A 23,544-nucleotide genomic window follows, 5' to 3' on the forward strand; every position below is an offset into this window, starting at 1 on the left:
ACACATATTTGGTTTGTCGAAACAATGTTCAGTTTTCAAAGGTCTACCAAGTTGTCATAAGAAGTAATTGCTCCGTGACAACTTTTAAAGTATATCATGTCGTCAATTTCTTGTCAACAACTTTTTTCAATCAATTTTGAATATATATTCAAAATTTAAATCCGATCAAGAAACGTCGCTGTTCTCTTTGACAACATAAATCATTGTATCAGTAGTTTTTAACATCGTCAAGCACTAATTTGAAATTTGTATGTGTATCCATAAATTCAATTTTTATGCAATCGGTCTTCCTGATGACAACAGATAATATCATACCAATCATCAGCAACTAGGTCAAGAAAAAATTGCAAGAAAAAAGCAGACCCGCTTATCGCGAGGCCTGCTGATCATTTAAACGTTGCGTTGCTTCGGTTTTCCAGCCGGTTAAGCGATCGGCAATCGGCTTAAAGCCAATCGCTACCCGATGATTTGTCCAGTAATGGTGCCGCTGATGCTCGCTCGGTACGTTCTCGGTATCGAGGCGTTCCAGACAGCGCAAGGATAAACTAATCTTCCCCGTAAATTCATCAATGTCGAGTACCACCACGTTAACTTCCTGGTTAACCTTTAAATAATCGTGGATATCTTTGACGTACCCACAATGACACTCCGAAATGTGAATGAGTCCCTGCCGATGACCGCCCAGACTCACAAACGCCCCATAGGGTTGAATCCCCGTGACCCGGCCAGAAACCCGTTGACCAATTTTAAACGTCATTGGGATTCCTCCTTTACTATAGAAGTCACTCATTCAGTTATTCTTGAACGGTGACCTTATCCATCGTGACGGGCGTAGCTGGTTGATCGCTAGCATCCGTCTCGACCTTGGCGATAGCGTCCACAACATCCATCCCCTGCACCACTTGGCCAAAGACCGTGTGGCGGAAGTCTAACCACGGCGTCCCCCCATTTTGGTAAGCCTTCACGATTTCTTCTGGGAAACCGGCATCCTTCATCTGACCTTGCATCTGCTCGGTCATATCCTGATCTTGGACAATAAAGAATTGGCTACCGTTGGTATTCGGACCCGCGTTCGCCATGGACAGCGCGCCACGTAAGTTGTAGAGTTCCGGCGAGAATTCGTCTTCGAAGGGTTGGCCCCAGATGCTTTCGCCACCCATCCCCGTTCCAGTGGGATCGCCCCCCTGGATCATGAAGTTAGGGATTACTCGATGGAACGTTAACCCGTCGTAGTAACCGGCCTTCGCGTGCGTTACAAAGTTTTCAACCGTCTTGGGGGCTTGTTCGGGAAAGAGCTGTAGCAAAATCGTACCCATTGACGTTTCAATCGTCACTTGCGGGCCCTTGGCGTTCGCCAAATCAATTTGTGGAAACTTTGTCATAATTATCCTCCATATCTTTTCAAAACACTTCTGTGTCCATTATCACCGCCAACCATCAAAAATGCAACCGAACACTTCAGTGCTATACTAGGAGCAACCAGACCTAATAGGAGGAAAATCATGACTAAACCTGTGACATCTCTCAACAAACGGACCATTGACCTACTCGACCAACGGGGGGTCTCCCTAGAAGCCATCGCCAATCTAGTGATCTTTTTGCAAAAGGATTACATTCAAGACCTGACCCTCGCCATGGCCCGCGACAGCGTCCAAGCCGTTTTACGCAAACGTGAAGTTCAAAACGCCCTGATTACGGGAATCCAATTAGACATCGCCGCCGAGCAACACGCCCTACTCGACCCGTTACAAACCATCGTTGAACGCGATGAAGGGCTCTACGGCGTCGATGAGACCATGGCGTTGTCCATCGTAGACCTCTACGGCTCGATTGGTTTTACGAATTACGGTTACATCGATCGGGTCAAGCCGGGCATTCTGAAAATCTTAAACGCCCACGAACCCGGTAAAATTCACACTTTCCTCGACGACCTCGTGGGGGCCGTGGCCGCCGCTGCGGCTGCTCGACTCGCTCACGCCGACGAAGGGGAACAGGATACGCCGTTTGATTAATCAAACTTCATAATTTCCTTAAGTTTGGCGATACCAGCTGACGGTGAGGTTAAAACCCATTACAATGTGGGTGTCTATAAATTTTAGAATAAGGAGTACCTTAATGGGCTATTTAATCGATTTCGTCTTACACATTGATGATCACTTGGTCAACATCGTCAACACCTTTGGCAATTCAACCTACCTCATCTTGTTTGCCATCGTCTTTGTTGAAACCGGCGCAGTCATTCTCCCGTTTCTCCCGGGGGATTCGTTACTCTTCGCCGCAGCCGCCTTGGCCGCCAATCCCGCTTACGGGCTCAACATCTGGCTTTTCGTGGCGTTGTTCTTAGTCGCCGCGATTGGGGGCGACAGCCTGAACTTCTACCTGGGTCACCGGGCCGGCGCCGCGTTATCCAACCATTCGTGGTTCGGTCGGTTGATCAATAAGGATAAGCTGGCGCAATCCGAACAATTCTTCCGCAAACACGGTCCGCTAGCCATTTTCTTGGGGCGCTTCATGCCCATCATTCGGACGTTCGTACCGTTTACCGCGGCGGGTTCTCAATTTCCGTTCCGGCGATTCCTCAAGTATAACGTCAGCGCGGCGCTCACGTGGGTCTTCATCTGCTGCGGCGGGGGGTACTTCTTCGGTAACATTCCGTTTGTCAAAGCCCACTTCTCTGCGGTGGTCTTAGGAATTATCGTGATCTCGTTAATTCCCGCCGTTGTGGGTTGGCTTCGTGGCCGGCGTCATCCGCATAAGCCAGCTTCCGCATCCCGGCACCAAGCTTCCGTGCAAAACCTTTCAGAAGACGATTAAGTCGACAAAACCACATCCCCGTGAGGATGTGGTTTTTTTATGGCGTTAGTTAGGGTTAAGCCCGGTTAATCGCCCGGCGGCCCCACCAATACAGGAGGCCTACGCCCAGTTCAAATAGGCCGAACGCTAACACGAAGCAGTGGAGAAAGAAGGTATCCGGCAAGGCCGTGATGACGGGATCGAGATTGGGGTCAAACAACCAGTCGTTATTGCGAAACAACACCTGATGAAAGGCCACGAAAAAGCCGTTAAAGTTAATGGCCATGCACCCGGCCAACACGACCGGGACCACCGCCACCACCTGCATCGGTCGCAACAAGCGCCACTGTTCGGCGCGCCGAGCCAGTTGGCGGAGATACCAAATGGCGGGCGTGAGACTCACCAGTAGTACCACGTGGTCTACGAGAAATAGGCGTTTGACGTCCTCAAAGTGGACCATCCCCGTAAACGACGTGGGAAAGTTACTCATCTTCAGGTTGGTCACCCAGGGTAACTCCAGATAAGCCAGTAACTGCCCGTAGTTATGCATCAACGTCGCCGCCGATAACCGCACGTCCTGACTGATATGTAACCAGCCAATATCCAACCGGTACAGCCACACGGCATTGATGGTCAAAGTAACGCTCAGACTCACCAACACCAAGATGACCGCCGTAAGCCCGAGAATGCGGGCGACCCTAGTCAACTGGACCCTCCTGCAGATCCCAATGATCGAGCGAATCTATCGTATAAGTCGGTTGAATCGTTTCTTGGGCCACCTGTGCGGGGGTCGATACGCCGGTGTACACCAGTAACGTATCCACGCCCGCGTGAATGCCGGCTTCGATGTCCGTATGGTAATTGTCGCCCACCATCAGCGCTTGATCTGCCGGTACCCCCAGCTGAGCCAACGAGTTATTTAAAATGATGGGTTCGGGTTTGCCCACGAAGATGGGATTAGTCTGCGTCGCGTAACGCACCAGATCAACCAACGCCCCCGCGCCGGGCATCAAGCCCCGGGCCTTGGGAATATTGGAATCCGAGTTGGTCCCGATAAACGTCGAACCACTCCGAATCGCCAAGATGGCCTTGGCAAACTTCTCGTAGGTCACATCACTGTCTAACCCCACCACCACGTATTCGGGGTGGTCTTCGTCGACCGTGAAACCCTTAGCGGCCAGGGCTTGGCGTAAGCCAATCTCCCCCACCACGTACACGGTCCGTTTGCCGGTAGCGCCCGCGCGCTGATCCAGAAAGTCCGCCGTCGCCAGACCGGCCGTGTAAACGTTTGCCGCCGTGACGTGAATATCGTGATTGTCCGCTAAGTTGCGGACCACGTCTCGTGGCAGTTTCGTGGTGTTGTTGGTGACAAACTTAAACGGCACGTGGGCGGCTTGAAGCCGCTCAACGAACCGTTTAGCCGCCGGATACCGTTGTGATCCGGCGTACACCGTGCCGTCTAGGTCAATCATGTATGCTTGATAATCTTTCACCGTCAAAACTCCTACTCTTCTTTTTTCTGCCGAATGGTAAAGTGACGCCGGCCCTGACCGCCACCTGACGCGACCGTGACGGTCTTCGCTGGTTTGGGTGCGGTGGGCGTGGTGCGCCGTTCTTCCGTAAAATTATGATTATTCGGGTTATTTCGTCGCCGGGAATGCCGGGATCGGTGCCGCCGCGGGCCGTTATGGCCAGCCGCCGCGGTCTTAGGCGTTGCGGCCGTAGCCGTCGGTTTATCGGTCTTGGTGTTATTGCCGGTAGTATTTCCGTTATGCCGGCGGGAACGGTTCCGCCGAGGCTTCGGAGCCGGTTTGACCTCCAAATTATGCAAAATAAAGTAGGCACAGCCAAAGTTACACGATTCGTACAGGTAATCCTGCACGGCATCGATCTGGTTTTGCTTAGCCCCCGCGCGATCGGCGGCGTAAAAGCCCTTCAACCGGAGCTGTTCAAAGCCCCAGTCACCAACGATATAGTCGTACTTACTCAGAATCGTGCTGTAACGCTGGGAGAATTCCGTAAAGTCGAACCCCTCACGCACGTTCGTCACTAATTCGTAAACGTGACCGTTGATCTTAAGGTGGGTCTCATCGACCCGCAGCACTTCCGCACTGGGTTCTCGCTTTTCTCGTTGTTGGGCCACTAGGGCCTCTAAATCCTTTCGATCCACCATCTTCATCCTTTCTGTCGTTTAATTTAAGGGATAGTGTTGGCTCAGATACTGAGTAAACACCTCGCGTAATAAGTCCTGATATAAAATTTCATTTTGTCCCATGATCGTAATGGTCGGGAAAAAGGGAATAAACCGGTAATGGTCCACGACCGCCAGCCGGTAGTGCTTCAACGGCGATAGGGGCTCACCGCGCCAAGTCACCTGTTGGGTCGCCGCATCGTAGGCCAGGCCCAGATAGTTCAGCTCACCAAAGATCTTCCCGCGAAAGCCCATCCCCTTTTGGGGGAACCGGCGCAAGAATCGTCGCGCCTGTTCAAATTCCTGGACTAGCCGCCAGAGATTATACCCGTCGAGCGTGACCACCATTACGTGCATGCTGTGCGGTAACATCTGATGAATCTGATTTTGCGTGACCACCCCGCGGGGTAGGTCTCGCAAAAAGAGCCCGGCATTGAGGACTGCCGCCTGAGTCCCGGCGTACTCCGCAATGGCGTGCAGACCCTCGCGCACCAGCTGGGGGTGTCCCGTGGGGTCGGCCTCCAGCGTCACGGGTAAGTCCGCTACACGCTGTTCATTTAAAATACTTTCCCCCAAAGCCGTTAAATCGTGAATTTCCGTGGCATCGACCGCCTGAACAGGTAGCGTCGCCGTGGCAACAACGCTGGCCTGCGCCGACTGTACCCGGTGCTGCGCGTCGAGGGTCAGGGTAATCTGACCCACGTACTGTCCGTATTTACCGGCCGCCGCCAACAAGCTATGGTTGACCCGCTCCCCGTGCACCAATAAGTGGTGGGTGTGGCTCCCGATAATCACGTCTAGTTGGGGGAACCGACGAGCTAATTTCTGGTCGACGTTCAGGCCTAAATGCGACAGCAACACGCATACGTCGGCTTGGTCAGCATACCGGTCTAACAAGGTCGTCAATGCCGGCACCGCCTGGATCGGGTCCCAGCCGGCCAAAGGATAGGTCAGCGCATACGGGGCGGTCAGGCCCAGAACCAAGACGCGGGTCCCGGCCGCCGTCACGATCACCCGGTGGTCACAAGCCCAGTCTGGTAGTTGCGTGGTGCCCGCCTGATGAAGGTTGCCTAAAATCACCGGAAAATTAGCGTGATCGTACAAATGGTCGAGCTTGGCCCGCATGAAGCCCAGCCCCTCGTTGTTCCCAATGGTCACGCCGTCGTAGCCGATCTGATTCATCAACTGGACGTTTTTCTGGCCGTTGGTCGCCTCACTGACGGGATGGGCGGTATCGACGTGGTCCCCCAAGTCAAAGGTCAAGACGGTCTGACCGGCCGCTCGTTTTTGCGCCCGGGTCGTGAGCAGATACCGCCGGATCCGGGGCCAATTTTCAAAATGCGAATGTAGATCGTTGGTGTGTAAAATCGTTAGGCGTTCCACGGCCGGCTTCCCCTCCTTGCACTGATTTTAATCGTACGGCATCCCCCGAATTCGGTCAAGCTATTGTTTGTCCTTGAATTCGCGCGCCTTACCGGTCACCATCTCTTCAATCTCGGTCGGCGAAAACGGCGTGCCGAAGGGAACGGGGTGCGCTAAATAACGCTGTTCGGGCGTATCCACGCCCACGTTGATGTTTTCCTTCACCGGGACCGCATAGTGGTGAATATGGCCGTGCAGGTTGATGATCTGATGCACAATCCCCAGCATCATGGGATAGTGGGTCATGTAGTACTGCCGGTGATCGTACTTGATTAGCGCGCCCACGTCGTGAAAGGCGTACTTAGGTTGCCCGTGATCAATGGGGTTATGTGCCGCCAGGTATTTAAATAAAGCTCGACTATCGTGGTTGCCCTTGATCAGTTCCAAATGGCCGTTTAGCTGTGACAACACGTCGGCCACCGCCTCGTCGGACTTAACCGCCGGGTGGGTGAAGTATAACGCGATATCGCCCAAATGGTAGACCGTATCGGTCGGTTCCACGCGGGCGTTCCAGTGATCAATGATGGTCTGATTCATGGTCTCCACGTCCGGAAACGGCCGGGGCGCGAAGTCGTTCATGCCCAGAAGATCCTTATGAAAAAAATGCGTATCCGAAGTAAAATATTGCATGGTTTTGGCCTCCTAAATCACGTCGAGTGGCAATTTGTGGGTGGGCGCCGGGTATTGCCCATCTAAGGCGGCTAAATCGGCGGCACTCAGGGTCAAATCCCCCGCCGCCAAGTTTTGCCGCATGTGAGCCACCGAACTGGTCTGCGGAATGGCTAAGACCTGGTCGTGACGAATCACCCACGCTAAGAGAATCTGATAAATGCTGACCTGATACTTATTCGCCAGTTGTTGCACGACCGGATTAGTCGTCAAATGTTGACCCCACGCATCGCCCTGGGCCACCGGTGAATAAGCAATCAAGGGCAAGTGGTGCTGGCGCTGCCAGGGTAAGACGGCGTAGTCCAGCCCCCGACTTCCCAGATGGTACAGGTCTTCGTTGGCCTGTGCGTTAGGCCCTTGTGGTAACGCCCAAAGTTCGTTAAGGTCGGCCACGTCAAAGTTCGACACGCCCCAGGCCTTCACGAGTCCCTGGTCTTGCAGACGCTGTAACTCGGCGACCGTTTCGGCTAACGGAATATTCCCCCGCCAGTGGTAAAGGTACAGGTCTAAATAGTCGGTGCCCAGACGTTTTAAACTGGCTTCGACACTACGTTGCATCCGCGCTCGCGAAGCGTTTTCGGGGAGCACCTTTGAAATCAAGAACACCTTTTGCCGGTCAATGCCGTGCAAGGCTTCACCAACCAAAGACTCCGCCCGGCCGGACCCGTACATCTCGGCGGTATCAATGACCCGCGCCCCGGCGGCTAGTCCCGCTTGAATCGTGGCAATCTCGGCCGCTCGAAGCTGGGGATCGTCCCCCATGTGCCAAGTCCCAATGCCAATCGCCGGCACCGTTTGGCCAGCTAGCGTGATCGTTTTCATGATAATCCCTCCCAAAAAGACTAAAGCTCCTCTTTTATCCTAGCACTTTAAGGCCGTTTCCGCCCAAGCTAGTCCTACGGATTCCGGTCACCGCGGGCATTCCCCCCACGCCGTTGGTCCGCTGACCTAACCAGGCTCCCGCGACCGCAAGCAATGAGCGGGGGGACAGCCATCAGGCACCTTAACAAAAAGACTAAAAAAGAGTCCGAGATATTCGTCTCGGGCTCCCTAATTGACACTATTTTAATTGTTCAGAATCATCGGAAGAATCGGCCAAACTGCCGACCTTTTCGCGATCCCGTAACTTCTTCCCCAGACTCAACGCCACTAACCAGATTACCGACCCAATTAGCGCGATCAACGTATCCGTCCGGAACAGTAGCACGACGCCGACCATCCCTAAGAAGATTAGGATCAGGTAATCGGAGAACGGGAACAGGGGCATCTTGAACCCGTGCGTCGGTTCGTGATTTTGTTGTAACTGCCGCCGGTACTTAATGTGGGCGACCACGATGGCCCCCCAGATGAACAGGAAGCAGGTCGTTGCCACACTGGCCACGAACGCGAAAACGTGACCGGGCACGATTAGGTTCAAGAAGACGGAAATTGCGATGATGACCGTAGAAAAACGTAACGCGTGCACCGGCACCTGAGCCTTAGACAACGTGCCCATGTGCTTGGCAAAGCGACTCTTCCCCCGGTACGTGAGTGAAAACAACATCCGTCCGGTGGTAAAGAGCGAACTGTTGCAGGCCGAAGCCGCCGCCGTCAAGACCACGAAGTTGATGACCGAAGCCGCCGCTTGAATCCCGGCGTTCTTGAAGACCTGGACGAACGGACTACTCGTGGCCGAAATTGATTGCCACGGGTAAATGCACATCAGGGCTAACAACGAACCCACGTAGAACAAGATGATCCGCATGGGAATTTCGTTGATGGCCTTAGGAATGATTTTCTTCGGGTTGGCCGTTTCGGAGGCGGTCATCCCCACCATTTCGATTCCGACGAAACTAAAGAGCACCATCTGGAACGATAGGAAGAAGCCTTTCCAGCCGTTGGCGAAGAATCCACCTTGTGCCAGGTTAGCGACACTCGCGTGACCGACCGGCGTGGCGAAGCGAACCGCCACCATGTAGATTCCGGCAATGATCAACGCGACAATCGCGACGATTTTAATAATCGCAAACCAGAATTCCGTTTCCCCAAACGCTTTGACGGTCACGGAATTTAGTAGAAGTAAGATTCCTAATAAGAAGAGTCCCGTCACCCATTGCGGCAACCCCGGGAACCAGAACTGCATGTACTGACCGGCCGCCGTAATTTCCGCCATGGCAATGGTGACCCAGCAGATCCAGTAAGTCCACCCGGCGACGAAGCTCGTGTTGTCGCCCAAGTAGCGTTGAATAAAGTCAATGTATGAATGCACGTTTAAGTCGGAAAGTAAAAGTTCTCCCAGGGCGCGCATGAGTAAGAAACACATGATCCCGGTAATCAGGTAGGCTAACACGATCGATGATCCCGCCAAGTGAATCCCTTGGCCAGACCCCAAGAATAGCCCCGTCCCGATCGTCCCCCCCAGCGCGATCAGTTGGACGTGGCGGCTCTTAAGCTCTCGTGAAAAGCTCTGGTCCGTGTTTGATTGAGTATTTTTCATTTTACTGCCCCCTCGTTGAAATATATTATACACGGTCAAGGGGACAATACCAGCAACACCGCTGGTTAGTTCAGTGGATTAAGACGAACTCCGTCCCGGTATTGTCACGTTTAATTCACTTTTATTTTATTTACATGAAAATAATTCAACTATGTATGAAAAAAGTGGTCCGGTCCAAAGTGTAAGCGCTTCGAACCGGACCACGTCAGGTAATTAGCTTACTTCCGCAAGCGTTCGATATCCCGGACGATCATTAATTCTTCGTTAGTTGGGATCAACAGGGTCTTGATCTTGGCCCCGGCTTTACTCAAGTCGCGTTCAACCCCACGAATGTTGTTCTTTTCAGGGTCGACGCCAATGCCGAAGTAGCCCAACTTATCAGCCACTTCTTGACGAATCATAATATCATTTTCACCAACACCGGCCGTGTAGACGATGGCGTCCGCACCACCCAGTTCAGCTAGGTAAGCGCCGACGTAACGCACGATCCGGTTGATGAACATGTCCCGTGCTAACTTAGCCCGGTGATTCTTGTCCTGAACCTTTTCTAGATCACGCATATCCGCAGACACACCGGAAACCCCTAACAGACCCGACTTCTTGTTCAAGATGTTGATCATGTCGCTAGGCTTGTCGATGTTGAGCTTTTCCATCAGGTAAGCGACCAATGAAGCGTCGATATCCCCGGAACGGGTCGCCATTTCGATCCCGGCCAACGGCGTAAAGCCCATGGACGTATCAAAGGACTTCCCGTTCTTGATGGCCGTAATGGAGCCACCGGCACCCAGATGCATAGTGATTAGCTTCAGGTCTTCTAACGGCTTGCCTAACATCTTAGCAGCCCGACTAGCCACGTAACGGTGACTTGTTCCGTGGGCCCCATACTTCCGGGCCCCAAACTTTTCGTAGTATTCGTAAGGAATCCCGTACATGTAGTTAACTTCTGGCATGCTGGTGTGGAAGGACGTATCAAAGACGGCCACACTCAAGACGTTTGGCAAAATCTTCTTGAAGGCCCGGATACCCATGGCTGCGGCTGGGTTGTGCAGTGGCGCGTATTCGGCTAACCCTTCAATCTTCTTTAACACGTCGTCATCGATGATGGCAGAGTCCTTGAACTCTTCACCCCCGGCAACGATTCGGTGACCAACCCCGGTAATTTCGTTGAAGTCCGTAATGATCTTCAATTCGGTGAGTTGATCCAACATTAATTGAATGGCTTCCCGGTGGTCGTTAACGTCTTGGTGCGTTTCGTACTTTTGACCATCCCCGTACTTGATTTCAACTAATGAGTTGCCTAAACCGATCCGGTCAATGGCCCCTTCGGCGATGACCTCTTCTTCTGGCATTTGGAACAACTTGAACTTCAACGTAGAACTTCCGGCGTTAATTGCAATAGATTTTCCCATGTGGTCTTTTCTCCTTTTACGCGCGCTTCGTCATGAGATTTTGTTCTTCCCATTGGACGATTTCCGCGACAAACTTTTGAAACGCTGATTGATCCTTAAATGATGGAAATTCACCAAGCATCACTTGCTTGACTTGCTTAGCTCCCGCCCCGGGTTTCTGTAAAATCAGAATCGCCTTTTGGGCGTTCGCGTTGGCAAACAACTCACCCGGTAGGTTCAATAACCCTTGGAGGTAAGCGTTGTTGGGCAACCATTTCAGGAGTCCCTTGGCTTCTTCCGTTTGGAAAAGCTGGGAGGGCACCAGAAAGACGCCAATGCCGCCCGGCGTTAATTGCCGAACCGCCTGTTCTAACAACAAGTGATGCACGAAGGAGTGCCCCTCAGTGGCGTGCGTCTGGTAGCCCGCCGCATTAGCGTCAACGGGATAATACCCGATGGGTAGATCCGCCACCACTAAATCACTGGCCGGAACCAGTAAGGGATCCAACGCGTCTTGATGCACGTAATTGACCGGTAACTGTTGTAGCTCACTGGACAATTGCGCAATCGCCAACATTGTGTCGTCGTTATCCACCCCGTAAGCCTCGATGGTTCCCGCGACGACGGCGTTTAATTGTGATAACACCGCCGTTAGTAGGTTCCCCGTGCCCACGGTCAGGTCTAACAACGTCAAGTGTTGCTTATTGTGCTCCAAGCGGGTGACCAGGTAACCCATGATATACGCAATCGTATCTGGGGTTAATTGGTGATTGGCTTGAATCTCATCAACACGAATGGCCTTGAGCATAGCCAGTTGCACCGCCCGGCGAACCGTTTCGGCGTCGTAGCTCTGCCAAGGCGCCTGTTGATACAATGCGGTCAATTGCTTGACCGTTGCGGCGTCCGGACGACCGTCCTCCACTTGAACTTCACCATTCAGCAGATTATCTCCCGTTTCGATAAAGGCATCCATATAAGATGTCGCCAACGCTGTTTGTAAGGTCGTGGTTGACTCATCTAGAACCTTAAAAAGCGTTTCTGTCTGTTCTTGTGACAGTACGTTTCGCCTCCTTGTGAAAATTCCATAGCACCATGTATCCGCTCTCTATACTACCGATTTTTACGGACTTATTCAAGCAATCTTTAGTCTCTCAACGGGAAGTGACCGGGAAAATCAGGTCATCACCGTAGCAAACGTACCGGTGCGGTCGCTGCGGTGACCACAATTTGGTCATACTGACGAACTAACTGGGTCGTGGTCTGAATCCGGGCGTACTGACCTGCCAGTACGATGGTCAGTGTCAGACTCATGGCAGCTAAGAAGAGTAAAGCCCACAGGGTTAAAAAGCCGTGGTTGGGCCGCGCAAATCGAGAAGTGTGTTTTGCCATTTTTGCCCCTCCTGCTTAATCTTTAGACGCACCAATTTCTTGGTTCGCGTTTTGGTGAATTTTACCTTCTGGACGTGACGGAGCAACGGTAGGTACCCTTGATTATGGGGATTCGTTAACTTCAAGGTCCCCCGGGAGTCGACGGAAAGGGTCACCAATTTTTCGTGCGTGGCGCGTTTGGCGGCCTGGTGATCCACCAGCGTCAGCGTTTCGGCCTGCACCGTGGCCAACGTAAAGCGCCCCGGCTGTTCCAGCGCTGCTAAAGCCGTGTACAGTTCACTAGCATCGGTCCGTAACGGGCGTAGGACGTTTGGCGACCAACCCGTCACCAGCCCCAGGAGAAGCGCCGCAATGCTCAGGGCCAAGAGGCCTTCCACTAACGTAAATCCCCGGGCACTGGTCATGCGGCCAACCATTTTTCTAAACGCCGATCACGCTGGTGTCGAGCTCGCTCCAAGCGGTGCTGTCGTTGGCTTTCGACTCTGCTAGTCACCTGTAAGGCCTGCTGAGTGAACACCAAGGTCAGCGTCACAATGCTCAGGGCAATCAACGCGTCAGGTAAAAGCCATCCCCGACTGTTTGAGCGCGTGGGGGCGCCGTGTTTCCGAAACCGTAACATAGGTCAATGCTCCTTTCAGTTGAAAGGTCTGATACCACCAGAGATGGGTACGCCGACTGTACCATTCCAGGGTCAGTGCCCGCGCCCATCCCCGTTTATCAATGTTTCCCGCCCATCTATCCCCATCGCTAAGTCGTAACGAGGTGGGCACCGCCAAACGCGCCAAAACTTGTGGGGTCCGGGTGCCCCCTTGTGAAAGGGTCCGTAGCTCGGCGACGTGGCGGGACCCATCGATCTCCACGTGCAGGGTTTCCCGCCGTTCAACGGCCAACCGGCAGCCCGCCGTCCAGAACCGTTGCCAGCTGGGCCAAAACGCCCGTTCCGCCAGGAGGTTCTGCGACGCGGCCCGGGGAGGTGTCATCATCACGACTAGTCCGGCCACAATCACCAGGACCAGCAACGTTTCGTAGAGTGTAAAGCCCCTACTTCTTCGGGGTCGCCTGACGAACGCGGCCATGATCACCCAACTCCAATCCTTCTTGTTGCGCTCGATCAACCTGCTGGGCGGTGAGATAACCGCTCTTTTCCAGCTGACCATACGTCACGATTTCAGGGGCCGGTCGCTCGTCGCTATGCTCATCGAGATAAGCATTAGCCTGGCCTTCTACCAGTGTTGCCATCGCGTGGCGATGAATGGTGTTCGCCCGCCCGCGTTGACCCGTCAGGTTGGGAAGAATAATCAAAATCAGTAACGAGATAATAAACAACACGATGGTCATCTCGACCAAGGTAAACCCGTGAGAAGTCCGGTTGAGCCGTTTCATTGGTAGACCCCCTGTAAATTGTGGTATAGCGGTAACAGCAAATTCAAATAAGCGGCCACAATCAGGCTGGCCACCACGGTTAATAAGACGGGCTGCACCCACGCTAGTCCCCGTTCGCTACGTTGGACTAACCGTTGGTACTGCAAGCGACTATAGGCGGTGAGTTCCCGGGCCAACTGCTCGTGGGTACTGCCCTTTTGCAGAAGTAGGATCAAATCATCCGGAATATAGGCCTGGCGGTGTAACCACCGCATGGGCGAAGTCCCTTGATTCAAGCGTTGATCCAGGCTGGTGGCTAATTGGTGTAACAACGCCCGCTCGGGTAACCGATCCAGGGTTCGAATCATTTGCTTGACGCTAAACCCGCTTTGCACCAACTGACTGAGATTATCGGCCAAATAGTAGGCATAATACGCCTGAAAGAGCCGTCCTACGACCGGTAACCGTAACCAGCTTTGGGCCCGTTGCAAACTGGATTGTCGACACCACCAGCGAATTATGGTCCCCCCTACGAATAAGCCGCTTAGCCCCAGCATCCAACCGATTACCGTTTGCCAAGTCAACTGAGGCCCCGTTGTCTGGGGTGCTAAACTGGTTCGTAACTGTGGAAGAATGCCAAATTGAAGCGTCGCAAATAGCAGTCCCATCCCCCCTAACAAGCCCAACGGGTAAGCTAAAAGTTGCCGAAATCGCTGACGTTGCGTCGCCATTAATTGAAGTAGCTTGGCCGCGCGGGCCAACCCCAGGCACAAATCCCCCTCACGAGTCGTCAACGTGAGTTGAAAGTAGATATTCTCTTGGAGGTAGGGCGCCAGTTCTGGTAAAAAGGCCGCCCCCGCTAATAAATGTTGTTCGATTGTAGCTAACTCCGGCGGTAAGTTCTCGGTGGTCGTTCGTAGAAAGGCTAACGCTTGTTTTAACGAAAACCCACTCTTCAGTTGATCGGCTAACAACTGACAAAGTCGCGCCTGTTGCGCCAGCGACCACTTACCCCGCGGCGTAAGTCGCCAGCGTCTGCGCCGTAATCGTGCCTGCAGCGTGTGCTCGTTCAAGGGTTTTTCGCCACCTTTCTTGAGTCTGCCCCGTAGGTTGCCACAACGCCGGTCCCGTGAGAATCGCTAATAAAACGGCCGTCCCGTGTGGTGTCCGGGGAATCAGGCGCTGATAACACGCCGCCGTCAAGACTTGCCGCAATTGATCGGCCGCAACGCCTAAGTCCAACAAACGATCAATGGTGCCCGCCGCGCTACGTGCATGAATCGTACTCAACACTAAATGCCCGCTGAGTGCCGCACGAACGGCGGCCTGGGCCGTCACGCCATCCCGAATCTCACCGATAATAAAGGCGTCCGGCCGGTGGCGTAAGCCCACCTTAATCAAATCGCCATACGCCATCCCCGCGGGGACGTTGACCTGGAGTTGCACGAAACGCGGTTCCTTGATCTCCACGGGATCTTCGATGGTCAAGACCAATGCGTCGGTCGCTAACTGGCGCGCCGTCGTGTACATGGTGGTCGTTTTGCCCGCACCGGTCGGACCGGCAAACAACATTAATCCACGCTGAGTGGCCAACTGCCCGAGTTGCTGCTTTTGGGGTGGGTCCAGGTAGTCTAATGCTAGGTCCTGGTACGGATAAATTAACCGAATGACTAGTGATTCATGCCCCGCGTAGTCCCCCACCGTCGAAAACCGCAGTTCCAGGTGACCGTTGGGTAATTCCCAGGTCAGGGCCCCCACTTGGGGGCGTCGGTGCTCGCTGACCGCCATGTTGGCGTGAAACTTAAAATAGGTCAGCAACTGCTGGCCGACGTCGGCCGCTAAAATGCGCCAGGTCTGCATCCGCTGAGTTTGTCGAAGTTGAACCCGGTACCCCGTTTGCTGGGGTAAGACGTAAATATCGCTGACTCGTTGCTGCTGAGCCGTCTGTAATAGGTCGTTAATCAAGGCTTGGATGGGCATCCTTGCCACCTCCTCGGAAGTTCTTATCGCTAACTCCGGCGTCAAGCGGTCTTTTTTTGCCGTTCAACAAAAAAAGGCCCCCAAATTGGGGACCTTTCAGCCGAACATTTTAACCTTTATTCAACGCTTTCTGGTAACACGGCGGCTTCATAAATATCCGAAACATCGTCGTTGTTTTCCAGTTCGTCGATTAAGCCTTGGTACTGGGTAACTTTGGCTTCCGGAACTTCGGTCTTGTTCTGCGGGAACATCCGAACTTCAGCGGTATCCAACTTGTAACCCTTAGCCTGCAAGGCATCCCGCACGGCGATTTCTTGCGATGGGTCCGTCCAGATGGTGAATTCATCATCGGTCGTATCCATATCGTCTGCACCGGCGTCTAAAGCATCCATCAACATCGTATCTTCATCGGTGTCCAAGTCATCCCGTAAGATAACAATGTAACCCTTCCGATCAAACATGTAGGAAACGGAACCAGCAGCACCTAATGAACCACCATGGTGCGTGAAGGCAGAACGAACGGCCGCAGCCGTCCGGTTCTTGTTATCCGTCAACGCAGCAACCATGATTGCTGTCCCGCCAGGACCGTAGCCTTCGTAATTGATTTCTTCGAACTTAGCGCCACCAACACCAGAGGCCTTATCAAGCGCCCGCTTGATGTTGTCCTTTGGCATGTTGGCTGCCCGAGCCTTGTCCATTTCCAAACGAAGTTGAGGGTTACCGTCGGGGTCAACACCACCTGCTTTTGCAGCTTGGTACAAATCACGTGAGATCTTTTGGAAAATTTTTCCACGTTTTGCATCCTGAGCGTTTTTACGCCCCTGAATGTTATGCCATTTAGAGTGTCCTGACATCTCGTAACTCCTCTTTTCTAATAATTTATATATCCATATAAAACAGACAATGTTAATTTTAGCACCACTTGGCACCCTTTTCAAGGTAAACGTCTACCTAGCTAGAGCGCGTTGGGCCGCCGTCCGCTTGCCCCTAACGTGACCATTTACTTCTATATATTACCCCCTCATCTTTCGGGTGACCGTTCCCACTGATGACCGCCCCGTTGACCAACAAATTTTTAGCCGGTTACCCGTCTTGACCGCTACTGTCTTCCGCCGACTATGCAGAAAGCGGTCCTCATTATACATTTTTGGCAAGCCGTCATTTCGGCTACAGATCCCGGTATATTCCGATTTTAGATGGTTTTCTAAGAATATTTTATGTATAAAAACGGTTTTTTCAAAATAAAACTTGTATAAATAAACATTTGTCGCTATAATAAGTGTCAATCATTCAAAACAAGAGGAGTTCTATTCGGTATGAAAAAGAAATTGCTATTTATGCTGGCATTAGTCGTCACCTTGCTGGTTGGCTGGGGGGCCACCAGCACCACCACGGCTCAAGCCGCAACAGATAATTCGTTAGCCCGGGTCCAAAAGAAGGGGACGCTGGTCATGGGGACCTCGCCCGACTACCCCCCTTACGAATTTCAAGCCACCGTTCACGGAAAGAGCCAGGTCGTCGGCATGGACGTTGCCGTGGGGCAAAAGATTGCCAAGGGCCTAGGCGTCAAATTAGTCGTCAAGTCGATGTCCTTTGACTCCCTGCTGGTCGCGTTACAAACCGGGAAGGTCGACATGGTTATCTCCGGGATGAACCCAACGCCGGCCCGGAAGAAGAACGTGGACTTCACCCACCTGTACTACCAAGGTGGCTACAGTATCGTCGTCAACAAGAGCGAAAAGGGCCTGTACAAGGACAAGGATTCCTTCAAGGGCAAGACCATCGGGGCTCAAACCGGCTCGACCATGTACAACGAGTCCAAGAAACAAACCACGAATACCAAGGTCAAAGGGATGACATCCGTTTCCGACCTGATTCTGGCTTTACAAAGTCATAAGTTGGCCGGGGTTGCCATGGAAAAGCCCTCGGCTCAAGCCTACGTGGCTAACAACAAGCAACTGGCCATGATTCCAAGTCACTTTAACTTAAGTGCGTCCGACACCAGTGCCGCCGTGGCCTTCAAGAAGGGCTCCTCGTCTTTGGTCACCGCCGCCAACAAGTCGGTCGATCAAATCCGCAAACAGGACCTGGTCAACAAAGACTACCTGCCCGCCGCGGGGAAGTACTTAAAGACCAACACCGTTAACACCAGCATGTGGCACTACTGGAAAGCCTTTCTAACCGGGATCAAATACACCCTGATCATTACGGTCTGCTCCGTATTTTTCGGGTTCATCTTAGGGGTCCTCTTATCCCTCGCCCGGATGGCTCAGGGAGGCGTGTTCAAGACCGCCCTGCGGTGGCTGGCCACGGCCTACGTCGAATTTATTCGGGGAACGCCAATGATGGTCCAAGTCATGTTCGTTTACTTCGGGTTGGGACTGATCGTGAACCTCCCCGCCCTCACCTCCGGGATCATCGCCATTTCCCTGAACTCTGGCGCTTACATCGCCGAGTACATTCGGGGGGGCATCAACTCCGTGGACGACGGTCAAACCGAAGCCGCTCGGAGTCTGGGACTGACCAACACCGCTACCCTGCGTTACGTGGTCTTACCCCAAGCCTTAAAGAACATCTGGCCATCCCTGGGGAACGAATTTATCACCCTGATCAAGGATAGTTCCATCGTCTCAATCATTGGGGTTTCCGAACTGATCTTCCAAAGCAACATCGTGCGGTCAGACACCTACCGGGGGGTTGCCCCCATCGCCGTCATCATGGTCTTGTACTTCATCATGACCTTCACAGCGTCCCGGATTTTGAACTACTTCGAGAGGAGAATGCAGCATGACTAAACCAATTATTGAGGTCAAGAACCTCGCGAAAGAATTCGACGGCAACCCCGTCTTAAAAGACATCACCGAACAGGTCAACCCCGGTCAGGTGATCGTGGTCATCGGCCCTTCCGGGAGTGGGAAAAGTACCTTTTTACGGTGCCTGAACTTGCTCGAAACACCCACCAGTGGCCAGGTCGCCTTTGACGGCCAAGATTTAACCACGCTAGATACTAAACGAGTCAACGAACTACGGGAACAAATGGGGATGGTCTTTCAGGGCTTTAACCTCTTCCCGAACATGTCCGTACTCGAAAACATTAAGCTGGCCCCGATGAAGGTCAAGGGGGTCAGTGACGCCGACGCCACTAAGCGCGCCCACGAACTCCTGCAACAGGTCAACCTAGACGACCACGCCGATGCCTTCCCTAGCAGTCTATCCGGGGGGCAAAAGCAACGGGTCGCCATTGCCCGGGCCCTCGCGATGGACCCTAAGGTGATGTTATTCGACGAACCCACGTCCGCACTGGACCCCGAAATGGTTGGTGAAGTGCTAAACGTCATGCAGGACCTGGCCACCCAAGGCATGACGATGGTCGTGGTCACCCACGAAATGGGCTTCGCCAAGTCCGTGGCCGACCGGATCTGGTTCATGGCCGACGGTTACATTCAAGAAAATAGCACACCGGATGACTTCTTCGCCCACCCCCAAACCGAACGGGCGCAAGATTTCCTCTCCAAGATTTTAATGTAAGTCGAATAGTTCTCTTGACGCTCGCGCTAGTCGTGAGCGTCTTTTTTGCGTTTTAGGAGATCATACCGGTATGCAGTCGCCAATGCTCTTATGCATTTTATAATCGTTGTTATTTCAGTGTTTCACCATTTTTAAAAGAATACAATATGCATAAAACAATATTTTAAAAAATAAATATTGTATAAATAAACGTTAACGGCTATAATAACTATTAATTATTAGAAAAGCATGAGAGGAGCATTTCGGTATGATTAAAAAAATCTGTTTGGGGTTGCTGCTAAGTTGCGCACTCTTGATGGGGCTCAGCCTCACCACCCCGACCGTCCACGCGGCCACTGACCACTCCCTAACCACCGTTCAAAAGAAGGGCACTCTGGTCATGGGAACCGCCCCCGACTATCCGCCCTACGAATTTGAAACGACGATCCACGGCAAGACCCAGGTCGTGGGCATGGATGTCGCCGTGGGGCAAAAGATCGCCAAGGATCTCGGTGTTAAGCTGGTCATCAAGTCGATGTCCTTCGACTCGCTCCTAGTTGCCCTGCAAACCGGGAAAGTCGACATGGTCATCTCCGGTATGAACCCCACCCCGGCCCGGCGCAAAAACGTGGCCTTCACCCACACCTACTATCAGGGCGGCTACAGCATCGTCATTAATAAAAGCGACCAGGGCCGGTATCATGATAAGGATTCCTTCAAGGGACAAAACTTAGGCGCCCAGACCGGCACGACCCTGTACAACGAGTCCAAACGCCAGACCACCAATACCACCATCAAGGGAATGACCACCATCTCGAACCTGGTGTTAGCCCTCCAAAGTCACAAGGTCGCCGGTGTGGCCATGGAAAAGCCCTCGGCTAAGGCCTACGTCGCCAATAACAAGCAATTGGTGATGATTCCCAGTCACTTTAACCTGAGCGCCGCCGATACCAGTACCGCGGTGGCCTTCAAGAAGGGATCCACCGCTCTGGTAACGGCGGCTAATCAGTCCGTGGATCAGATTAAGCACCAGGACTTGATTAACAAAAACTATCTGCCCGCCGCCGGACAATACTTAAAAACTAACACGGTCAACACCAGCATGTGGCACTACTGGAAGGCCTTCCTGACCGGCGTCAAATACACGCTGATCATTACCGTATGCGCCGTTTTCTTCGGTTTTATCCTGGGTGTTTTGTTGGCCCTTCTCCGGTTGGGTCACGGAAGTCTCCTCCAAACCGCCGGCCGCTGGTTAGCGACCGCCTACGTCGAATTCATTCGGGGCACACCGATGATGGTCCAGGTCATGTTTGTCTACTTCGGGCTCGGGCTCATCGTGAACCTGCCCGCCCTGACTTCCGGGATCATCGCCATCGCGTTAAACTCGGGGGCCTACGTGGCCGAATACATCCGCGGCGGTATTAATTCCGTCGATGCCGGTCAAACCGAGGCCGCCCGGAGTTTAGGGCTAAGCCGTACGGCCGCGCTACGCTACGTGATCTTACCCCAGGCGTTACAGAACATTTGGCCGTCACTGGGAAACGAATTTATTACGCTGATCAAGGACAGCTCCATCGTTTCAATCATCGGGGTTTCCGAACTAATCTATCAAAGTAACATCGTGCGGTCCGATACCTACCGGGGCGTCGCACCCATCGTGGTGATCATGGTGTTGTACTTTATCCTAACCTTCACAGCGTCGCGGCTTCTCAACCACTTTGAAAAGAAATGGCAGCACGCCTAACGGACCACGAAAAGCCGTAGCCAGGCTAACCTGACTACGGCTTTTTGTCGATAATTCATAAGATCATTCAATTAGGGTTAATTGCGGTCTTGTCGACGCCACGTCTTGAAGCCTAACGCCCCTAAAATCAAGCCCAATAATGACCAGCCCGTTGCCGGATGTTCATTAGTTTGTGGCAACTTGGTCTTCTGATTCGTTGGCGTTACCGTGGCCGATTTCGTCGTTGAAGCCGTGGTTGGTTGTGTTGCCTTGGCACCCCGTGTTTGGTGACTCGGTGTCGTTGGCGCAACCCGGGCGGTCAACTGATCATGCTTGACCGTTAGCGATTGCGTTGGCGCCGTGGTTTGATCGGTTACCGCTGTTTCCGTTGACGTTGGGGTCACTGGTGCCGTTGGCGTCACTGGCGCTGTTGATGTTGGTGTCGTCGAGCTATCTCCTTGACCCGCATCAATTGGCTTTTCGTGATCCGTAGCTGGTGTCTCCGGATCAGTTGGTACCGTGGGATCAACTGGCGTCGTTGGCGTTTCTGGGTCAGTCGGCGTCACGGGATTGACCGGCGTCGTTGGCGCTTCTGGGTCAACTGGCGTGGTGGGATCGACTGGATCCACTGGGTCAATCGGATCTACAGGGTCAGTTGGATCAACCCCACCACCAGTCGTGGCCGCCACCACGTGTAACGTGACCGCTTTACGCTGACCGTCTGCCGTACTCAACTGAACGGTGTAGTCGCCTGGTTGTGTGAAGTCAACTTGGCTCAAATCTACCGTAACGGGAATCGTAGCTCCCCGATTATCGGTAGCTTGTGCGTGGAAGCTGGCCGCCGTTGGAGTTGGGTCGCCAACTGTCATCGTGTAATCGGAACCCGTCAAACTTTGCTTAGAGGCCACCACGTGTAACGTAACCGTCTTACGTTGACCGTCCGTCGTGGTTAACGTGACTGCGTAGTCCCCGGCCTTGGTTAAATCGGCTGTCCCTAAGTCTAAGGTCACTGGTAACGACTTCCCGTGACGATCCGTAGCTGCAGCCTTAAAGTCCATGACGGTTGGTTCAGCATCACCGACCGTCATCGTGTAATCAGAACCCGTCAGGCTTTGTTGTGATGGGTTGACGGTTAACGTGACCGTCTTGCTCTGACCATCGGCGGTACTCAGCACAACATCATAAGTCCCGGCCTTCGTCAAATCCGCTTGGCTCAGATCCATGGTAACCGGAATCGTTTCACCGTGGTTATCCGTCGCCGTAGCGTTAAAGTCCGTCAACGTTGGTTCGGCATCACCGACCGTCATCGTGTAATTGGCACCCGTCAAACTCTGTTGTGACGGGTTAACCGTTAACGTGACCGTCTTACGCTGACCGTCTGTCGTGGTCAGAACAACATCATAAGTGCCAGCTTTAGTTAAATCGACTTGACTCAGATCCATGGTAACCGGAATCGTTACACCGTGATTATCCGTCGCCGTAGCGTTAAAGTCCGCCAACGTTGGTTCGGCATCACCGACCGTCATCGTGTAATTGGCACCCGTCAAACTTTGTTGTGACGGGTTAACGGTCAATGTGACCGTCTTGCTCTGGCCATCTGTCGTGGTCAAAACCACGTTGTACGTTCCGGACTTTGCCAAGTTAACTTGGCTCAGATCCATGGTAACCGGGATTATTGTTCCGTGGTTATCTGTGGCTGTAGCGTTAAAGTCCGCCAACGTTGGTTCGGCATCACCGACCGTCATCGTGTAATTGGCACCCGTCAAGCTTTGTTGTGACGGGTTAACGGTTAACGTGACCGTCTTACGCTGACCATCAGCGGTACTCAGAACAACATCATAAGTGCCAGCTTTAGTTAAATCGGCTTGGCTCAGATCCATGGTGACTGGAATCGTTGCACCGTGGTTATCCGTGGCTGTGGCCTTAAAGTCCGCCAACGTTGGTTCGGCGTCACCGACCGTCATCGTGTAATTGGCACCCGTCAGGCTCTGTTGCGATGGGTTAATGGTTAACGTAACCGTCTTGCTTTGACCATCGGTGGTACTCAGAACAACATTATAAGTGCCAGCCTTAGTCAAATCGGCTTGACTCAGATCCATGGTAACTGGAATTGTTGTTCCGTGGTTATCCGTCGCCGCAGCCTTAAAGTCCGTCAATGTTGGTTCAGAGTCACCAACCGTCATCGCGTAATCAGAACCCGTCAGGCTCTGTTGTGATGGGTTGACCGTTAACGTGACCGTCTTGCTTTGACCATCGGTGGTACTCAGCACAACATCATAAGTCCCGGCCTTCGTCAAATCTGCTTGGCTCAGATCCATGGTAACTGGAATCGTTGTTCCGTGGTTATCCGTCGCCGTAGCCTTAAAGTCCGTCAACGTTGGTTCGGCGTCACCGACCGTCATGGTGTAGTCAGAACCCGTCAAACTTTGTTGCGATGGATTGACCGTCAACGTGACCGTCTTGCTCTGACCATCGGCGGTACTCAGCACAACATCATAAGTCCCGGCCTTCGTCAAATCAGCTTGGCTCAGATCCATGGTAACTGGAATCGTTTCACCGTGGTTATCCGTCGCCGTAGCCTTAAAGTTCGCCAACGTTGGTTCGGCATCACCAACCGTCATCGCGTAATCGGAACCCGTCAAAC

The 23,544-nt window shown here is 52.9% G+C and carries 24 protein-coding genes; 5 read left to right on the plus strand and 19 right to left on the minus strand.

Features of this window, described 5'->3' with window-relative positions; translation table 11 throughout:
* Positions 1-367: 367 nt before the first annotated feature.
* Both FD25_RS11610 and FD25_RS11615 read right to left on the minus strand, forming a co-directional pair.
* Complete coding sequence (locus FD25_RS11610) at positions 368-757, minus strand: CvfD/Ygs/GSP13 family RNA-binding post-transcriptional regulator (RefSeq protein WP_057804454.1); 390 nt, start codon at positions 755-757, stop codon at positions 368-370.
* 37 nt (positions 758-794) lie between these two features.
* The gene (locus FD25_RS11615; protein ID WP_057804455.1) at positions 795-1,382 is read right to left on the minus strand and encodes a peptidylprolyl isomerase; all 588 of its coding nucleotides are present in this window, start codon (positions 1,380-1,382) and stop codon (positions 795-797) included.
* A 120-nt stretch (positions 1,383-1,502) separates the two neighbouring features.
* Between FD25_RS11615 and FD25_RS11620 the strand changes: the two genes are divergently transcribed.
* A complete protein-coding gene (locus tag FD25_RS11620) occupies positions 1,503-2,012 on the plus strand; it encodes a phosphatidylglycerophosphatase A family protein (RefSeq protein ID WP_057804456.1) in 510 nt (169 codons plus the stop codon).
* Positions 2,013-2,115: 103 nt separating this feature from the next.
* Positions 2,116-2,814, plus strand: a complete 699-nt coding sequence (locus FD25_RS11625) for a VTT domain-containing protein (RefSeq protein WP_057804457.1) — start codon at positions 2,116-2,118, stop codon at positions 2,812-2,814.
* A 55-nt stretch (positions 2,815-2,869) separates the two neighbouring features.
* On the opposite strand, the gene FD25_RS11630 is transcribed toward FD25_RS11625, so the two are convergent.
* The 16 genes from FD25_RS11630 to FD25_RS11705 form a co-directional block, all read right to left on the minus strand.
* Entirely contained in the window at positions 2,870-3,499 is a 630-nt protein-coding gene (locus tag FD25_RS11630) for a TIGR01906 family membrane protein (RefSeq protein WP_057804458.1), read from the minus strand.
* Positions 3,492-4,286: a TIGR01457 family HAD-type hydrolase gene (locus tag FD25_RS11635; protein ID WP_057804459.1), complete on the minus strand. Its 795-nt coding sequence runs from the start codon at positions 4,284-4,286 to the stop codon at positions 3,492-3,494. Before FD25_RS11635 ends, FD25_RS11630 begins: the two co-directional genes overlap by 8 nt.
* Before the next feature lie 11 nt (positions 4,287-4,297).
* Positions 4,298-4,966: a YutD family protein gene (locus FD25_RS11640; protein WP_225428585.1), complete on the minus strand. Its 669-nt coding sequence runs from the start codon at positions 4,964-4,966 to the stop codon at positions 4,298-4,300.
* A gap of 18 nt (positions 4,967-4,984) precedes the next feature.
* The gene (locus tag FD25_RS11645) at positions 4,985-6,367 is read right to left on the minus strand and encodes a bifunctional metallophosphatase/5'-nucleotidase (protein WP_057804461.1); all 1,383 of its coding nucleotides are present in this window, start codon (positions 6,365-6,367) and stop codon (positions 4,985-4,987) included.
* A gap of 60 nt (positions 6,368-6,427) precedes the next feature.
* The gene (locus FD25_RS11650) at positions 6,428-7,036 is read right to left on the minus strand and encodes a metallophosphoesterase family protein (protein ID WP_057804462.1); all 609 of its coding nucleotides are present in this window, start codon (positions 7,034-7,036) and stop codon (positions 6,428-6,430) included.
* 12 nt (positions 7,037-7,048) lie between these two features.
* Entirely contained in the window at positions 7,049-7,897 is an 849-nt protein-coding gene (locus tag FD25_RS11655; RefSeq protein WP_057804463.1) for an aldo/keto reductase, read from the minus strand.
* Positions 7,898-8,135: 238 nt separating this feature from the next.
* Complete coding sequence (locus FD25_RS11660) at positions 8,136-9,551, minus strand: amino acid permease (RefSeq protein ID WP_057804464.1); 1,416 nt, start codon at positions 9,549-9,551, stop codon at positions 8,136-8,138.
* Between the two features lie 218 nt (positions 9,552-9,769).
* On the minus strand, positions 9,770-10,960 hold the full coding sequence (locus tag FD25_RS11665) for an acetate/propionate family kinase (RefSeq protein ID WP_057804465.1): 1,191 nt from the start codon (positions 10,958-10,960) through the stop codon (positions 9,770-9,772).
* A 16-nt stretch (positions 10,961-10,976) separates the two neighbouring features.
* Entirely contained in the window at positions 10,977-11,996 is a 1,020-nt protein-coding gene (locus tag FD25_RS11670) for an N-6 DNA methylase (protein WP_057804466.1), read from the minus strand.
* A gap of 125 nt (positions 11,997-12,121) precedes the next feature.
* Entirely contained in the window at positions 12,122-12,328 is a 207-nt protein-coding gene (locus tag FD25_RS11675; protein ID WP_057804467.1) for a hypothetical protein, read from the minus strand.
* Positions 12,280-12,732: a prepilin-type N-terminal cleavage/methylation domain-containing protein gene (locus tag FD25_RS11680; protein ID WP_083484162.1), complete on the minus strand. Its 453-nt coding sequence runs from the start codon at positions 12,730-12,732 to the stop codon at positions 12,280-12,282. Before FD25_RS11680 ends, FD25_RS11675 begins: the two co-directional genes overlap by 49 nt.
* Before the next feature lie 150 nt (positions 12,733-12,882).
* The gene (locus FD25_RS11685; RefSeq protein ID WP_225428588.1) at positions 12,883-13,311 is read right to left on the minus strand and encodes a type II secretion system protein; all 429 of its coding nucleotides are present in this window, start codon (positions 13,309-13,311) and stop codon (positions 12,883-12,885) included.
* A gap of 58 nt (positions 13,312-13,369) precedes the next feature.
* The gene (locus FD25_RS11690; protein ID WP_057804470.1) at positions 13,370-13,711 is read right to left on the minus strand and encodes a prepilin-type N-terminal cleavage/methylation domain-containing protein; all 342 of its coding nucleotides are present in this window, start codon (positions 13,709-13,711) and stop codon (positions 13,370-13,372) included.
* Positions 13,708-14,763 carry a type II secretion system F family protein gene (locus FD25_RS11695; RefSeq protein ID WP_225428587.1) on the minus strand — a complete coding sequence of 352 codons (1,056 nt, stop codon included), beginning with the start codon at positions 14,761-14,763 and terminating at the stop codon, positions 13,708-13,710. Before FD25_RS11695 ends, FD25_RS11690 begins: the two co-directional genes overlap by 4 nt.
* Complete coding sequence (comGA, locus tag FD25_RS11700; protein ID WP_057804471.1) at positions 14,699-15,670, minus strand: competence type IV pilus ATPase ComGA; 972 nt, start codon at positions 15,668-15,670, stop codon at positions 14,699-14,701. Before comGA ends, FD25_RS11695 begins: the two co-directional genes overlap by 65 nt.
* A gap of 116 nt (positions 15,671-15,786) precedes the next feature.
* Complete coding sequence (locus FD25_RS11705) at positions 15,787-16,524, minus strand: YebC/PmpR family DNA-binding transcriptional regulator (protein WP_057804472.1); 738 nt, start codon at positions 16,522-16,524, stop codon at positions 15,787-15,789.
* Positions 16,525-16,986: 462 nt separating this feature from the next.
* On the opposite strand from FD25_RS11705, the gene FD25_RS11710 reads away from it, so the two are divergent.
* From FD25_RS11710 to FD25_RS11720, 3 genes are all read left to right on the plus strand, one after another.
* Positions 16,987-18,465: an ABC transporter substrate-binding protein/permease gene (locus FD25_RS11710; protein ID WP_057804473.1), complete on the plus strand. Its 1,479-nt coding sequence runs from the start codon at positions 16,987-16,989 to the stop codon at positions 18,463-18,465.
* The gene (locus FD25_RS11715) at positions 18,458-19,198 is read left to right on the plus strand and encodes an amino acid ABC transporter ATP-binding protein (RefSeq protein ID WP_057804474.1); all 741 of its coding nucleotides are present in this window, start codon (positions 18,458-18,460) and stop codon (positions 19,196-19,198) included. The genes FD25_RS11710 and FD25_RS11715 overlap by 8 nt, the downstream gene beginning before the upstream one ends.
* Positions 19,199-19,493: 295 nt before the next feature.
* A complete protein-coding gene (locus tag FD25_RS11720) occupies positions 19,494-20,921 on the plus strand; it encodes an ABC transporter substrate-binding protein/permease (RefSeq protein ID WP_371862431.1) in 1,428 nt (475 codons plus the stop codon).
* A 77-nt stretch (positions 20,922-20,998) separates the two neighbouring features.
* On the opposite strand, the gene FD25_RS14430 is transcribed toward FD25_RS11720, so the two are convergent.
* On the minus strand, positions 20,999-23,544 hold a 2,546-nt coding region (locus tag FD25_RS14430), incomplete at its 5' end, for an LPXTG cell wall anchor domain-containing protein (protein WP_268872152.1).

Source organism: Levilactobacillus acidifarinae DSM 19394 = JCM 15949, assembly GCF_001434835.1.
GTDB classification, from domain to species: Bacteria; Bacillota; Bacilli; order Lactobacillales; family Lactobacillaceae; genus Levilactobacillus; species Levilactobacillus acidifarinae.